13 protein-coding genes are annotated in these 14,106 nt (G+C 63.6%); 6 read left to right on the top strand and 7 right to left on the bottom strand.

Features of this window, described 5'->3' with window-relative positions:
* Positions 1–25: 25 nt before the first annotated feature.
* From A9995_RS11670 to A9995_RS11645, 6 genes are all read left to right on the top strand, one after another.
* Positions 26–613 carry a hypothetical protein gene (locus A9995_RS11670; RefSeq protein ID WP_233998190.1) on the top strand — a complete coding sequence of 196 codons (588 nt, stop codon included), beginning with the start codon at positions 26–28 and terminating at the stop codon, positions 611–613.
* A 367-nt stretch (positions 614–980) separates the two neighbouring features.
* Complete coding sequence (locus A9995_RS11665; protein WP_067613156.1) at positions 981–2,156, top strand: hypothetical protein; 1,176 nt, start codon at positions 981–983, stop codon at positions 2,154–2,156.
* The gene (locus tag A9995_RS11660) at positions 2,153–3,145 is read left to right on the top strand and encodes an SIS domain-containing protein (RefSeq protein ID WP_067613153.1); all 993 of its coding nucleotides are present in this window, start codon (positions 2,153–2,155) and stop codon (positions 3,143–3,145) included. The genes A9995_RS11665 and A9995_RS11660 overlap by 4 nt, the downstream gene beginning before the upstream one ends.
* 3 nt (positions 3,146–3,148) lie before the next feature.
* Positions 3,149–4,459, top strand: a complete 1,311-nt coding sequence (locus tag A9995_RS11655) for a cytidylyltransferase domain-containing protein (RefSeq protein ID WP_067613151.1) — start codon at positions 3,149–3,151, stop codon at positions 4,457–4,459.
* Positions 4,460–4,471: 12 nt separating this feature from the next.
* Complete coding sequence (kdsA, locus tag A9995_RS11650; RefSeq protein ID WP_199797262.1) at positions 4,472–5,299, top strand: 3-deoxy-8-phosphooctulonate synthase; 828 nt, start codon at positions 4,472–4,474, stop codon at positions 5,297–5,299.
* Positions 5,300–5,658: 359 nt separating this feature from the next.
* The gene (locus A9995_RS11645) at positions 5,659–7,647 is read left to right on the top strand and encodes a BCCT family transporter (protein ID WP_067613147.1); all 1,989 of its coding nucleotides are present in this window, start codon (positions 5,659–5,661) and stop codon (positions 7,645–7,647) included.
* 309 nt (positions 7,648–7,956) lie between these two features.
* Here A9995_RS11645 and ccoS read toward each other — a convergent pair whose 3' ends face one another.
* Genes ccoS through ccoO form a run of 7 tightly spaced genes read right to left on the bottom strand, consistent with a single transcriptional unit; the run spans position 7,957 to position 14,098 of the window.
* Positions 7,957–8,109: a cbb3-type cytochrome oxidase assembly protein CcoS gene (gene ccoS, locus A9995_RS11640; RefSeq protein WP_067613145.1), complete on the bottom strand. Its 153-nt coding sequence runs from the start codon at positions 8,107–8,109 to the stop codon at positions 7,957–7,959.
* Complete coding sequence (locus tag A9995_RS11635; RefSeq protein WP_067613144.1) at positions 8,106–10,241, bottom strand: heavy metal translocating P-type ATPase; 2,136 nt, start codon at positions 10,239–10,241, stop codon at positions 8,106–8,108. The genes ccoS and A9995_RS11635 overlap by 4 nt, the downstream gene beginning before the upstream one ends.
* Positions 10,238–10,684 (bottom strand): FixH family protein, encoded by a 447-nt coding sequence (locus tag A9995_RS11630; RefSeq protein WP_067613143.1) that lies wholly within the window; start codon positions 10,682–10,684, stop codon positions 10,238–10,240. The genes A9995_RS11635 and A9995_RS11630 overlap by 4 nt, the downstream gene beginning before the upstream one ends.
* On the bottom strand, positions 10,684–12,243 hold the full coding sequence (gene ccoG, locus A9995_RS11625) for a cytochrome c oxidase accessory protein CcoG (RefSeq protein ID WP_082992676.1): 1,560 nt from the start codon (positions 12,241–12,243) through the stop codon (positions 10,684–10,686). Before ccoG ends, A9995_RS11630 begins: the two co-directional genes overlap by 1 nt.
* Entirely contained in the window at positions 12,230–13,141 is a 912-nt protein-coding gene (gene ccoP, locus A9995_RS11620) for a cytochrome-c oxidase, cbb3-type subunit III (RefSeq protein ID WP_067613142.1), read from the bottom strand. The genes ccoG and ccoP overlap by 14 nt, the downstream gene beginning before the upstream one ends.
* Positions 13,131–13,295 (bottom strand): cbb3-type cytochrome c oxidase subunit 3, encoded by a 165-nt coding sequence (locus A9995_RS11615; RefSeq protein WP_067613308.1) that lies wholly within the window; start codon positions 13,293–13,295, stop codon positions 13,131–13,133. Before A9995_RS11615 ends, ccoP begins: the two co-directional genes overlap by 11 nt.
* Positions 13,292–14,098 carry a cytochrome-c oxidase, cbb3-type subunit II gene (gene ccoO, locus A9995_RS11610; RefSeq protein ID WP_067613140.1) on the bottom strand — a complete coding sequence of 269 codons (807 nt, stop codon included), beginning with the start codon at positions 14,096–14,098 and terminating at the stop codon, positions 13,292–13,294. Before ccoO ends, A9995_RS11615 begins: the two co-directional genes overlap by 4 nt.
* Positions 14,099–14,106: the final 8 nt, after the last annotated feature.

The following is a 14,106-nucleotide window of genomic DNA, read 5'->3' as shown; positions in this document are numbered from 1 at the left end:
GCACTCAAACGCAAGGTCGCCCCAGATGAAACCTCTATCGAGATTCCGTGCCTGCACTATGGCTTTGCTTGGCTGTATCCTGGCCGCAGGGTGTTCGCCGTCGAGCCCCGAAGACCGGACCGAAAGCGAGCTCGGCGGCCGGATCGACAAGCAGCGCGTTGGCGAAATCGTCGGCATGATCGATGGCAGCGCCTATCGCGGCGAAACGCTCGATATGCCGTCGGAGGGAACCTCGACGGCCGAATTCATGGCGATCGGGCCCATGACCATGCTGACCATTCAGGCGCATGATCCCGCTGCTGAGAGCATGATGCACAATGTGTTTTCGGTGAATATTTCGCTGATGGGCGATGATGCATCGGCGTCGGTAAGCGAGGCGGCGGTGTCCTACTTTCCGGAGGGAATGAGCGCTCCCTTTTTCATGAACGAAGGCAATGAGACCGAAACCGAGGTGATCGTGGAATCGCTTTCGCTCGAGGATGGCGTAGCTTCGGTCGCGGGCCGGTTTGTCGCAAGGCTGTGCCGCAAGGCCGACGCATTCTCCGAAGCCGACGCTGGAAATTGCGTGGATACCGAGGGGCAGTTCGAGACTGCGCTTCTCAACAGGGAATGACCCTGCGGGCCCGGCTGTCCCTTGCCGGGTGGCAGGCGAGCGATCCCGATGCGCCGATCGTTGCGATAATTTGCGCCGCCGACAAGCCTGCGCCGGGATGTACCAGCGGACGGTACTCCGTCGGGCACGGGTCACAGTGAGCGGCACATACCGGGCTGGCGCGATGGTCCGCAAGGATCCGCTCCGTATCGCGCCGCACTAGGCAATTTTTTCCCACCGAGCGCTCCTCGCGGGCGACGGCCTTTCTATAAGACGTGTGTAGCCATCGCACGCCGAGCGGGATGGGCCCGAAGAGCTTGCGCGGTTCAAGCGCTACTCCCGCCCAAGCCGCGAACGATGCGACATTCACACTGAAGCTGGGATTTGCGTGAAGATTCTCTTCTACCTTCCGGTGATCACGCCCTGGTGGTTCGACCATATCGTCGAACCGATCATCCGCTGCATGGCGAGCAGCCACGAAGTGCACGTGCTGGTACCGGTTCCGTGGCGCGGCACCGGGATCGGCAACCGTGAGCTCGCGGCTTGCGCGGATCTGCCACAGATAGCGTGGCACATCGCGGACGACGAAAATCACCCAACCATGCGGACAGACGCCGTCGAGCGTGCCGGCATCGTCGAATTCGTCAGAAACCTGGCGCCGGACTATGTGCTGTCTCGCTCGGCAGACTGCAACACGGTGCGGGAGTTCCCGGGCGTCGTGCGGTACATGGCGGAAGGCGGTGCATCGCCGCTGTCGTTTCCTCCCAGCTGGATCGTCCTGCAGGAGCAACCTTTCGATCACGGCTTGCTGCCCGACCTCGGCACAGCCGAATGGGCAGAGCTTGATCGTCTTATCGCACCGGTATGGAATTCGTTGGCATGTCTCGCTGAGCCAAGCCGGGAGATGCGCAACACTTTCCAAAAATGGGCGGCGCTCCCCACCGACCGACCCATCCTCGCACTCCCGCTCGAATATGAGCATCAGGAGAACTTCTTCACGAAGCACCGCATTGGCGCAGTGCCCAATCATCGCCTCATCGCCGAACTGGCTGCAAGCATCGACGATTCGTTCTTCCTGGCGATCACCAATCATCCGCTCAACGAGCAGCATGTCGACAACAGCGCTCTCGAGGCGGAGGTTGCTTTGCATGGTTCGCGAATGAAGTTGCTCCCCCGGACCGACCCAACTGGCCAAAATACCACGATGCTGCTGGCGCGCGACGCTGACGGGATGATGGTGGGCGATTCCAAGGTCTATTCGGCCGCGGCGTTCTTCGGCACACCGATGCTTCGGCGGTCGCGGTTCAAGACCGGTGAATGGCTCAACGCCTATGCGGACCTCGCAAGCTTCCTGCCCGCCGTGGCACAAGGTAGCGCGATCGCGGCCGATCGCGGCGACGCCCGCCGATGGTTTGCGTTCCATATCGCAAACAGTCTGCTCGATCCGAACGATCCCGATCTCTCGGCGGCGGCACTGCTTGGCCGACTGGACAACCCCGTCGACCCCGCTCGCTGGGAGCAGAGTTTCGCGCGCTTCGATGCAGCGTCACAGGTGAACCGATGAATGCACTGACCGCCATATCTCCGGCCTCGCCCGATCTGGCGACCGCGTGGTTCTGCGATGTTATCGCGGCCGAGCGGAATGCGCTGTCGAGCTTCCTGCATGGAAGCTTCGCCGCGGTGGCCGAGACCGTCGCGCTGCTTGCCCGGCAAGAAAGGCCGATTGTTCTGCTCGGTGTCGGCAAATCGGGACATGTCGCTGCCAAGCTAGCGGCGACGTTCTCCAGCCTCGGCACGGCCGCGCTGTTCGTCAACGCGGCCGAAGCAGCGCACGGCGATCTGGGTGCGGTGGAATCGGGTAGCGTTGTCATAATTCTATCGAACAGCGGTTCCACCGACGAAATCGTTCGGATCGTCCCACCCCTGAAAGCCCGTGGCTGCACATTGGTGGGCATCATCGGGCGCTCCGAGTCACCGCTGGCACGCGCGGTCGACCACCTTATTCCAGCCGAGGTCGCGCGCGAAGCGGACCACATCGGCATGGCACCGACATCGAGCACGACACTGCATCTCGCGATCGGAGATGCGCTCGCGGTCGCGGTGAGCAGGACGCGTGGCTTCACGCGGGAGGATTTCCTTCGTCATCATCCCGCAGGGCTGCTCGGCCGTCAGATGATTCCGGTCGCCAGCTTCATGCGCGAAGGCGACGATCTGCCCAAGCTCGCACCCTCGGCTTCATTCGTGGATCTGCTTACGATGATGTCCAGCAAACGGATGGGCGCCGCTTGCGTGGTCGATAAGGATGGCCGCCTGCTCGGGCTGGTTGTCGACGGGGATGTGCGTCGGCACGTTCAGGCTAATTGCGCTGTGCACACTGCCACCGCCGGCGAGATCATGCAGCCCAGCCCACGGGTGATCGGGATCGAAGCCAACGTCGGCGACGCTCTGCTGATCCAAAGCGCAGGTTCCGCCGGTTGGCTTGTTCTGCCCGTCGTGGACGGAGCGGGCAGGCTTCGCGGCATGCTCCACGCCAATGATCTGCTGCAGGGCTGACCGATGAATATCGTCGTGTTCGTACCCGCCAAGGGCCATAGCGAGCGGATTCCCGACAAGAATATCGCTGTCCTCGACGGCGACTATCTTTTCAAGCGCAAGCTGCGTCAGGCGCTCGAGTGCCCTGCTGTCACCGAAGTGTGCCTCGACACCGAGTCCGATGCTTTGGCTGATTTGGCGACCGACCTGCCGATCTCGCGGCTGGCGCGCCCTGCGGCGCTCGCCAGCAACGCTACCGACGGTCATGAAATGTTTGCCTGGGAATGCAGCCAGCGTCCCGACGCGGACGTCTGGATTCAACTGCTGTGCACAGCGCCCTTCGTCTCTGCCGCAACTATTTCGCGCGCAATCGAGGCACTGCTGGCCGATCCGGCCGCCGATAGCCTCGTGGCGGTTACCCGTGCAAAGCAATATTGCTGGGACGGCAGCGCGCCTGCCTATGGCACCGGCCGCATTCCCAACAGTGTGGATCTGCCCGCGACGGTCATCGAGGCCATGAGCCTCTACATCGTGCGCCGGTCCGCAAGCGGCGGAGTTCCGACGCGCCGTTACGGTTCTCGGCCGATCCTTTTCGACCTCGATCCCATCGAGCAGATCGACATCAATCGCGGTTCCGATCTCATCATCGCCGAGACCGTCGCAGCCGGCCAGCGCGCGACGCAAGTGACGCGATTTCGGGCAATGATCTCGCACCTTTCTTCGACAGTCCTAGCGGATATCTGCAAGGACCTGGCTATTCCCGCGGTCCTTGCACCCGGTCTTCGCCCCACCAGTGGCGGCAAGCTGCTTGGCCGGGCCAAGACGCTGGAGCTGCGTCGGCTTGGCCCTGACGACCCACCGGATGCCTGGAAGGGTATCTACAACGCCCTCGATTCCTATCGGTTTGTACGCTCAGGGGACGTGATCATGGTGGCGACCGATGTGCCAGACCGCGCCTATTTCGGGGATCTCAACGCCAATTTGGCGGTCCGTTCGGGCGCGGTCGGCGCCGTGATCGACGGAGCGACGCGAGACACCGCCGATGTCCGGGCCCTGGGTTTCCCGGTTTATGCACGCGCCAGCAACTGCAACGACATCAAGCTGGAAGGCACTGTCCGAGCCATGAACCGCCCGATCGAAATGGGGGGGGTACGGGTCTGCAACGACGACATCGTATTTGCCGACGAAGATGGCGTGATTGTCGTTCCGAAAGAGCGCTGGGACGAAGTCGAAGCCGCCGCCTGGGACGTGATGAGCAATGAAGCGCGGATCCGAATGTACGCGGCGCGCGGTCGCGACATCGGCGAGATCCTCGCCGAGTGTGGGACGTTCTGAGGAGTGACAGCGATGAAGACCGTAACAGTAGGCGCGCTGGAGATTGCCAACGACAGGCCATTCGTCCTGATCGCGGGACCATGCGCCATGGAGAGCCGCGCTCACGCTCTCGAGATGGCTGCTGCGCTTCACGAGATGTGCGAAACGCTCGGCATCGGCCTCATCTACAAATCATCCTTCGACAAAGGCAATCGCACCTCGATCGGATCGCCGCGCGGCATTGGCCTGGACAAGGCGCTGGAGGTATTCGCAGAAGTCCGCGAACGCTTCGGATGCCCGGTGATCACCGACGTTCATGATGCCGCACAGTGCGCTCCGGTGGCCGAGGCCGTGGACGTGCTCCAGATTCCCGCGTTCCTCTGTCGCCAGACCGACTTGCTGGTCGCTGCCGCCGAAACAGGCTGCGCGATCAACATCAAGAAGGGCCAGTTCCTGGCACCGTGGGATATGAAGAACGTCGCCGCGAAGGTCGTCGCCACCGGGAACGAGCGGCTCTTACTATGCGAGCGCGGCGCCAGCTTCGGTTACAATACGCTGGTGAGCGACATGCGTTCGCTGCCGATCATGGCCGAGACCGGCTTCCCCATCGTCTTCGACGCGACGCATTCGGTGCAGCAGCCCGGAGGAGAAGGCGAGCGATCGGGGGGGCAGCGGGAATTCGTGCCTGTGCTCGCGCGTGCCGCGGTTGCCGTGGGAGTGGCTGCGCTTTTCGTGGAGACCCACGAAAATCCCGATGTCGCGCCAAGCGACGGGCCCAATATGGTGCCGCTAAAGGATATGCCCGAAATGCTTGCCAGGCTCCAATCGTTCGACCGACTCGCCAAGACCCTGCCCGGGTAGTCGGAACGACTGTCACCTGCCCCCGGATAGAGCGGCCGGGCGAGCAGAAGGACACCGCTGGGTCGGTCCTGTAAAAGCCGATCCGCCGGCTTTCATGGGTCCGGTTCGGTCGATTTTCGACGCGTGGGGTTGCCCCTGCAGGCTACCCCATTGAGCTGGCTCCAGGCGCGAAATGGCTGGTGATCGCCAAAATTCCTGTCGTACCGCCCCGCACCGATGCTCGAGCAGGCGCATTTGCCCTTGCGGCGCCCTTCGGATACTCCCGCGCCCGACATCCATGGCAGCCGCGCTCGACCCGCTTCCCCTGAGGGGGTGCGCCGCGTTCGGCAGACTATGCCGCACACCAACAGGAAGATGCCTTGTCCGATCCCGTTTTGACGGAAGCCGCCCCACTAAAGCGCAGCGCCCGGATTCAGGTCAATCCACCCGTCTTCTACATCTCCGCTGGACTGATCCTGCTCTTCGCCATCTTCGGGGCTGTCTTTGCGGAACCGGCAGCGGTGCTGTTTTCGCGCGTTCAGGCAGTCATCGTCGCGGATTTCGGCTGGTTCTACGTGGCCTCGGTTGCCGGGTTCCTGGTTTTCGTCATCTACCTCATGTTCAGCCGACACGGCGAAGTGAAGCTCGGGCCCGATGAGAGCGAGCCCGACTATAGCTACCTGTCATGGTTTGCGATGCTGTTCAGTGCCGGAATGGGCATCGGTCTCGTATTCTTCGGCGTAGCCGAGCCTATCCAGCATTATGCCGCTCCACCGACCGGGGAGGGTGGCACAATCGAGGCTGCGCGGCAGGCGATGGTTCTGACCTTCCTGCACTGGGGCCTCCACGCCTGGGCGATCTACATTGTCGTCGGCCTGGCCCTGGCGTATTTCTCGTTTCGGCGCGGGCTGCCGCTGGCACTTCGCTCGCCGCTGTATCCTCTGATCGGGCAGCGCATCTACGGACCGATCGGCCATGCCGTCGACATCTTCGCAGTCCTCGGGACGATGTTCGGGGTGGCGACATCGCTCGGCCTCGGCGTGCTGCAGGTGAATGCAGGTCTTGATCACCTGTTCGGCGTTCCCGTTTCGGTAACCACGCAATTGCTGCTGATCGCAGTGATCACCGCGATCGCGACGCTGTCGGTTTTTCTCGGGCTCGACAAAGGCGTGAAGCGTTTGTCGGAACTCAACATCATCCTTGCCGTCATGCTGCTCGGTTTCGTCATGTTCGCAGGTCCGACGATATTCCTGCTCGACGCGTATCTGCAAAACATCGGTGCCTATCTCGACTCGCTCGTCCAGCGGACCTTCCGCCTCTACGCTTACGAACCCAACCCGTGGCTTGGCGACTGGACCCTGTTCTACTGGGGATGGTGGATCGCCTGGTCACCCTTCGTGGGCATGTTCATTGCGCGTATTTCCCGGGGGCGGACAATCCGCGAATTCATCAGCGGTGTCCTGCTGGTGCCCGTGCTGTTCAGCTTTCTTTGGATGACCGTCTTCGGCAATACCGCGATCTATCTCGACATGAACGGTATTGCTCCCATCGCTCAGACCGCTCTCACCAATCTTCCCGTCGCTCTGTTCGAGACGCTGGCGGAACTGCCATTCAGCACGGTCACCTCCTTCGTCGCGACACTTCTGGTGATCACCTTCTTCGTGACCTCCGCGGATTCTGGCGCCCTCGTCATCGACACGATTACGTCGGGGGCGGTTGAGAACCCGCCCGTCTGGCAGCGGATCTTCTGGGCTGTCTGTGCCGGGACGATCGCCGGCGTCCTGCTCCTAGCCGGCGGCCTCCAGGCGCTGCAGACTGCTGCCATCGCCAGCGCCCTGCCCTTTGCGGTCATCATGATTTTCATTTGCTTTGGGCTGTTGCGCGCATTGCAGATGGAAAAGGTCGGATCGACGATCGATCTATCCAGCGCCGAAACTGCCGTGGGCGATCCCGAACTCAGCTGGCAGCAGCGCCTCACCACGTTGATGCAGCACTTGAGCGCCGACCAGATAAAGAGCTTCATCGCCACGACCGCCAGGCCGGCGCTGGAAGCGGTCGCCGATCAGATGCGCGAGACCGGCTTCTCGCCCGAGATATCCGAGGAAGCCGACCGCCTCGACCTGACGATTCCGCACGGCGAAGGAGGCGATTTCCAGTATACGGTTCGACCAAGAAGCTTTCTCTCGCCCAGCTTCGCCTGGCTGGAAAGACCCAAATCTTCGGGCGCAGAGCAGCGCCACTTCCGCGCGATGGCGCACAGTTCCGAGGGCGATCAGCCGCACGACGTGACCGGGTTGACCCAAGATCAGCTGATCAATGACCTGCTCAATCGCTATGCGCGGTTCCGCCACACCCGCCGGATGACGTGACGATCACGAAGACGACCGCGCGGCAAGAGAGGTTTCGAACCAGTTTCTGCATCCCACCGCTCGTGTGTGTCAGCCGCATCAGAAAAACATCTTCTGGCAGAACGGGGTATGGGCGTGAAACCAACCTCCCCTTCCATGCTCTCCAAAGCAGTTGGAGAGGCACCCGGATCGATGCCGCCGAATTGGTTCGCGATCGGAAAACCGGTATAGCGCGGGACAGGCGTTGCGAGCAGGTCGGGAAGCTAAAACCACAAATCGCCTTTTGAGCGCGAGGACAAAACCGGACCATCGCGCTGGATCAAACCGGGCTCAGTCCGGCTCCTCGTCCTCATCGATCAGAACGCGGTTGGCCGCGCCATCGAGATCCTCGAACTGGCCGTCGCGCATCGCCCAGAAAAAGAACGCCAGGCCGGCCGCGCCCATGCCCAGCGCGATCGGGATGAGGAAGGCGAGAACGCTCATGCGGGCGGCACCTTTGCTGCGCCTGCGAGCCGCAGCGAATTGCCGACCACGACCAGCGAGCTGAGCGACATGGCGACAGCGGCGATCAGCGGCGTGACCAGACCGGAAACCGCCAGCGGAACAGCGAGGATATTGTAACCGATGGCAAAGCCGAAATTCTGTCGCACGATCGCCATCGTCCGGCGCGCCACCTGGATCGCCAGTGCTACGGGCATGAGGCTTTCACCGATGAAAACTGCGTCCGCCGCCTGCCGGCTGGCGTCGCTGGCAGTGCCGGGTGCGATCGAGGCATGCGCGGCAGCGAGCGCCGGTCCGTCGTTGAGCCCATCGCCGACCATGAGCGGACGGTGCCCGGCGCGCTTGAGGTCCTCGAGCTGGGACAACTTCTCCGCCGGCTTCATCGCTCCTGTACCCTCGATACCCAATTCTTGGGCAATTTCGGCAACTGCGGCCGGATCGTCTCCCGAGACGATCGCCGGTCGCAGTCCCAGCGCCTGAAGCGAAAACAGGGTTGCTTTGGCGTCGGAACGCAACTGGTCCTCGAACCCGATGCTCCAGCTGGTTTGTCCGATCCGCAAGGACACGCTGGTCCGCGCGGTCGCGACCGCGGGTCGCTCGAGCGCGACATCGACCTGGCCCCAGAGCCCGGTGATGCCGCTGCCGCCTGTTTCACGCACATCCGTCAGCTCGACCGGCACAATCCGCAAGGCGGCCAGCGTTTTGGCGAGGCCGACGCTCAGCGGATGGCGGCTCTGCTGCGCCAGCGCCAGTGCGATCCTCCTCACCTCTTCGTCGAGGCCAACGACATCGGCGCGCAGTTCTCCCAGCGTCAGCGTTCCGGTCTTGTCGAACAGCGCAGTGTCCACCTCGGCCAGACGCTCCAGCGCGCTGCCATCCTTCACCAGCAAGCCCTTGCGGATCAAGGCGCCCGAAGCGACCACCTGCGCGGCGGGAACCGCCAGGCCCATGGCGCAGGGGCAGGTGATGATCAGAACCGCGATCGCGATCACCAGCGACTGGTGCCACCCTGCCCCCGCCATCATCCAGCCCACGAACGCCAGAACGGCGAGAGTATGCACCACCGGGGCATAGAGGCGCGACGCGCGGTCGGCGATGCGGACATAGCGGCTGCGCGATTGCCCGGCCTCGTCCATCAGCCGCGCGATGCCGGCAAGCACGGTGTCGTCGGCCACTGCAGAGACCCGCACACGGAGCGGTTCGAACAGATTGATCGCGCCGGCGAAAACCGGGTCACCCGCGGCAGCCTGCTCGGGAGCACTTTCCCCGGTCAGCATCGCATTGTCGATCGTGCCGCGTCCCTCCTCGATGATGCCGTCCGCCGCCAGCGCCTCGCCCGCAGCGACGAGCATGAGCATGCCGGGTTCGAGCCGGTCCGCTTCGATCCGGACGATCGTGCCATCGGGCTGTATCACCCCGGCGCTGCGCCCCATCCTGCCGAGCAGGGCCCCGATTCCGGCCCGGGTCCGGTTGCGCATGGTCGCATCGAGCGCGCGCCCGGCGAGCAGGAAGAACAGCAGCATCACCGCGCTGTCGAAATAGGCGTGCTCTCCGCCGCGGATCGTTTCGTAGAGACTCAGCCCGGTTGCCAGGAGCACGCCGATCGAGATGGGCACGTCCATATTGGTGCGACCATACCGCAGCGCCATGACGGCCGAGGCGAAGAAGGGCCGTCCGGTATAGGCCACGACCGGCAGCGCAATCAGCGCCGACAGCCAATGGAACAGCTCGCGCGTGACCCCGCCCAATCCCGACCAGATGCTGACCGAGAACAGCATGATGTTCATCATCCCGAACCCGGCCACCGCGAGAGCGCGGAGCAGCATCTTCGTTTCGCGGTCGTCCTGCGCCAGCGGATTGTCCGCTGCGGCCTGCGCCTCGAAGCCCAACCGGCGCAAGGCATCGAGCAGCGCCGGTTCGTCGAGCGAGCGGGAATGCCGGACCGCGACCCGCTTGGCCGAGAAATTGACCCGCGCCACCTCGATGCCCTCGACCTCGGCGAGGCCGCGCTCGATCTTGGCGATACACCCGGCGCAGCGCATGCCCGGGACGGTGAAGCGCGTGTCGATAAACGCGGTTTCCTCGGGTATGGCGAGAGTCGCGGGCGCGTTCATTCGATCCGGCTTTCGTTCACCCATCGTCGGTCGGCATTCTCGATGGCGATCCGCACAATCCATCGCCCTTCAGCCACAGGGGCGGTCGAAACGAAGCCCCCCGATCCCGTCGCCTGGAAATCCAGATCGGTCCTTTCCGCATCGCCCAGTGGACGGCGCAGTTCTGCCGAAACAGCTGCGTCGGCGGGCACACCCTGGGTGGCGACCAGCAAGCGTCCGTCGCTGCCGCGCTCGACGCTGGCGGACCATCCGAGCGTGTCCTGCTCGCGGGCCGCGTCCAGCCAGCTGTTGAACTTCTGGCTGGCGACGTAGGAGTTTTTCACCACCACGCCGCCGAAACCATGCGTTGCCAGGCTCGCCATGTAGAAATTGACGGCGACCACGATCCCGAACCCGCCAACCAGAACTGCGGTCATGTGGCGACCCGTAAACTCGCGTTTCATCATTCGTCTCCCGGCGCCGAAAAGCGCGTTTCGGCGGTATCGGTCTCGCGCTGCTCGTCCAGCGAGGTCACCCGGAACACGAAGTCCTGTGCCCGAGTCCCCTCGGGGACCATCACATAGCCGCGGACCGTCTCGATCTGATCGGCGGCAACGGTGACCGTCTGCCTTGCGGCAGCATCGCTGCGGCGAATTGTGTCCGACCACATCATGGCGCCAGGCAGCCCTTCGATCGCGATCTCCATGTCGCGCGGGCGGCTTTCCATATTGCGCAGCCTGAGCGTGTAGGAATTGCGCACCGAGCCGTCGCTCATCAGCATGAAGGGAGGGTTTCGATCGGGCGAGACCGTCACTTCGGTGTGACTGCGCACGCCCAGCGCGAACAGGAGCGCCAGACCGATCGAACCCCAGATCAGGAAGTAAGCGATCGTGCGCGGCCGCAGCAGCGCCTTCCAGATCGGACGCGGTTCCTCGCCTCTGGCCTCGCGCTCGCAATCATCGAGCGTGGCGTAGTCGATCAGCCCGCGCGGCCGGCCGATATCGGCCATCACCTTGTCGCAGGCGTCGATGCACAGCGCGCAGGTGATGCAGCCGACCTGCGGCCCTTCGCGGATATCGATCCCTGTCGGGCACACTGCCACGCACAGATTGCAGTCGATGCAGTCGCCGAAATGCTCGGGGTCTTTCTGCGCCTTCTTGACGCTGCCGCGCGGTTCGCCGCGCCAATCCTTGTAGGTGACCACCAGCGATTTCTCGTCGAGCATCGCGGTCTGGATACGCGGCCAGGGACACATGTAGATGCACACCTGTTCGCGCATGAAGCCCCCAAGCGCGAAGGTGGTGAAGGTCAGGATCGCGACGGTGACATAAGCGACGAATGCCGCCTCGCCGGCGAAGAAATCACCAAACAAGGTCGGCGCATCGGCGAAATAGAGGATCCAGGCCCCGCCGGTGACGAAGCCGATCGCCAGATAGAGCGACCATTTGAACCCGCGCCGGGCGACTTTTTTCGCCCCCCATGGCGCAGCGTCGAGCCGGATGCGGGCATTGCGATCGCCATCGACGAAGCGGTCGACATGCTGGAACAGATCGGTCCAAACGGTCTGCGGACAGGCATAGCCGCACCACGCCCGGCCAACCGCGCTGGTGACCAGAAACAGGCCCAGCCCGGCCATGATCAACAGGCCGGCGACGAAGTAGAATTCGTGCGGCCAGATCTCGATGCCAAACATGTAGAAGCGGCGGTTCGCGAGATCGATCAGCACCGCCTGGTCGGGCGCGTAGGGTCCGCGATCCCAGCGCAGCCATGGCGTGATGTAATAGATCGCCAGCGTGACGATCATCATCGCCCATTTGAAGCGGCGGAAGGGCCCGTCGATCCGCTTGTTATGGACCTGCTTGCCCTTCTCGAACAGCTTGGCAGGCAGGTGCTCGCGCGGTGGCTCGTGCGGCTCGTGGCGCTCGCCGGTCGCGTCTGGCCCGGCCACCGCGCTGGAGACGGGATCCCCGGGTTTGGCGATCCCGTCCTCCCCTATACGATCGCTGCCGTCACGGTGTTTCATCGACTTGTATCGCCGGGTTCTCGGCGACCTCCAGGAAGTCTTCCCCTCCCCCGAGCGAGTGGACATAGGCTGCCAGCATCTTGATGGTCACCGGGTCGAGCCGTTCACCCCAACCGGGCATCATCCCCAGCTTGGGGTCGATGACCTGGCGCGCGATCGCCTCGCGGCTGCCGCCGCGCAACCAGATCGCATCGTTGAGCCGCGGTGCGCCCAGCTCCCGATTGCCCCCACCCTGCGGACCGTGACACAGCGCGCAATTGTCGGCGTAAATTTGCGCGCCGACCGGCCCGGACTCGGCCTTGCCGCTCAGCGAAAGCACATGGTCGACCAGCGCATCCATTTGCTGCGGCGTAAATACCCCGGCGAATGGGGGCATCAGACTGGTCCGGGTTGCGTCGTGGCCAGCCTGACGGATGCCGTGGACCAGGGTGTATTCGATCGCGCGCAAGTCGCCGCCCCACAGCCAGGCGTCGTCGTTGAGGTTGGGATAGCCGAGCGTTTGGCTACCTGCCGCGCCCGAGCCGTGACACTGGACGCAATTGACCTTGAAAGCCGCCGCGCCGCCAGCCACCGCTTGTGCCATCAACGCACTGTCGTCCGGCAGACGCTCTATGGGAATCCGCGAGAGCCGTTCGCGCACCCCGGCTTGCGCCAGGTCGGCGACGCTCATTTCTTCGGCCAACTGGCCGCGGCTGCTCCACCCAAGCACCCCGTCGGTTGCCTTTTCCACCATCGGCCAGGCCGGGTAGAGGACGACATACACCAGGCTCCAGGCGATCGTGGCGTAGAAAGTCCACAGCCACCAGCGCGGCATCGGCGTGTCGAGTTCCTCGATCCCGTCCCATTCGTGGCCGACGGTCTCGGTGCCGGTCGCTTCGTCGATCCGCTTATTCACCATCGTGATCGTCCTCGAAGATGGAATCGCGCGCCGCATCGACGTGGCGCCGCGATCCGGGCCGGAACGGCCACGCGCAAAGGGTGATGAACACCGCGAACATGACGACGAGAAAGTAGCTGTCGGCGAAGTGGCGCAATTGCTCGTAGAAGCTCATCGACCCGTCTCCTCGGCCAGCTCTTCCTGCGCTGCGGCGCTGCTGAAATCGACCAGCGTGCCGAGCATCTGAAGATAGGCGACAAGCGCATCCATCTCGGTCAGGCGATCGGGATTGCCGTCGAAATCGCGGATCTGCGTCTTGGGATAGCGTTCGGCGAGGTCCCCCGGATCGACATCGGGGTCGGCCTGGGCGACGATGTCGTTGAGCGCGAGCTCGATGTCCCTGTCGGAATAGGGCACGCCCACGCGGCGCAGCGCCACAAGGGCTGCCGCCGGGTCATCGATCGGGAGATCGGTTTCGAGCAGGAACCCGTATTGCGGCATGACGCTCTGGGGCACCACGCTTTGCGGGTTCTGCAGGTGCTGGACATGCCACTCGTCCGAATAACGCCCGCCGACGCGCGCCAGATCGGGCCCGGTGCGCTTGGACCCCCATTGGAACGGGTGATCGTACATGCTTTCGGCTGCCAGGCTGTAATGGCCGTAACGTTCGACCTCGTCGCGGAACGGGCGGATCATCTGGCTGTGGCAGGTGTAGCAGCCTTCGCGGACATAAATGTCGCGCCCAGCCTGTTCGAGCGGGGTGTAGGGCCGCATCCCCTCCACTTCCTCGATCGTGTTGTCGACCCAGAACAGCGGAGCGATCTCGACCACACCGCCAATGGCGACCGCGATGAAGGTCCCGACCGCGAGCAGGGTGACGTTGCGCTCGATCTTCTTATGCGCCTTGACCGTCGCCGAGACATCCGGCGGCTCGTTCGCCAGATCCTTGTCGTCGGGCAGGTTCGATGGAGTGGTCATTGGTCGGC

Origin of the sequence: Erythrobacter sp. QSSC1-22B (assembly GCF_001678665.1) — a bacterium.
Lineage (GTDB): Bacteria > Pseudomonadota > Alphaproteobacteria > Sphingomonadales > Sphingomonadaceae > Qipengyuania.
The sequence above is the reverse complement of the archived record's forward strand: the minus strand, read 5'-3'. Positions and strand labels throughout refer to the sequence as shown.

Bases quoted from the DNA above. Each gene is read 5' to 3' on its own strand.
- A9995_RS11670 (WP_233998190.1), top strand. From the start codon at position 26: ATGAAACCTCTATCGAGATTCCGTGCCTGCACTATGGCTTTGCTTGGC.
- A9995_RS11660 (WP_067613153.1), top strand. From the start codon at position 2,153: ATGAATGCACTGACCGCCATATCTCCGGCCTCGCCCGATCTGGCGACC.
- A9995_RS11655 (WP_067613151.1), top strand. From the start codon at position 3,149: ATGAATATCGTCGTGTTCGTACCCGCCAAGGGCCATAGCGAGCGGATT.
- kdsA (WP_199797262.1), top strand. From the start codon at position 4,472: ATGAAGACCGTAACAGTAGGCGCGCTGGAGATTGCCAACGACAGGCCA.
- ccoS (WP_067613145.1), bottom strand. From the start codon at position 8,109: ATGAGCGTTCTCGCCTTCCTCATCCCGATCGCGCTGGGCATGGGCGCG.
- A9995_RS11635 (WP_067613144.1), bottom strand. From the start codon at position 10,241: ATGAACGCGCCCGCGACTCTCGCCATACCCGAGGAAACCGCGTTTATC.
- A9995_RS11630 (WP_067613143.1), bottom strand. From the start codon at position 10,684: ATGAAACGCGAGTTTACGGGTCGCCACATGACCGCAGTTCTGGTTGGC.
- ccoG (WP_082992676.1), bottom strand. From the start codon at position 12,243: ATGAAACACCGTGACGGCAGCGATCGTATAGGGGAGGACGGGATCGCC.
- ccoP (WP_067613142.1), bottom strand. From the start codon at position 13,141: ATGGTGAATAAGCGGATCGACGAAGCGACCGGCACCGAGACCGTCGGC.
- A9995_RS11615 (WP_067613308.1), bottom strand. From the start codon at position 13,295: ATGAGCTTCTACGAGCAATTGCGCCACTTCGCCGACAGCTACTTTCTC.
- ccoO (WP_067613140.1), bottom strand. From the start codon at position 14,098: ATGACCACTCCATCGAACCTGCCCGACGACAAGGATCTGGCGAACGAG.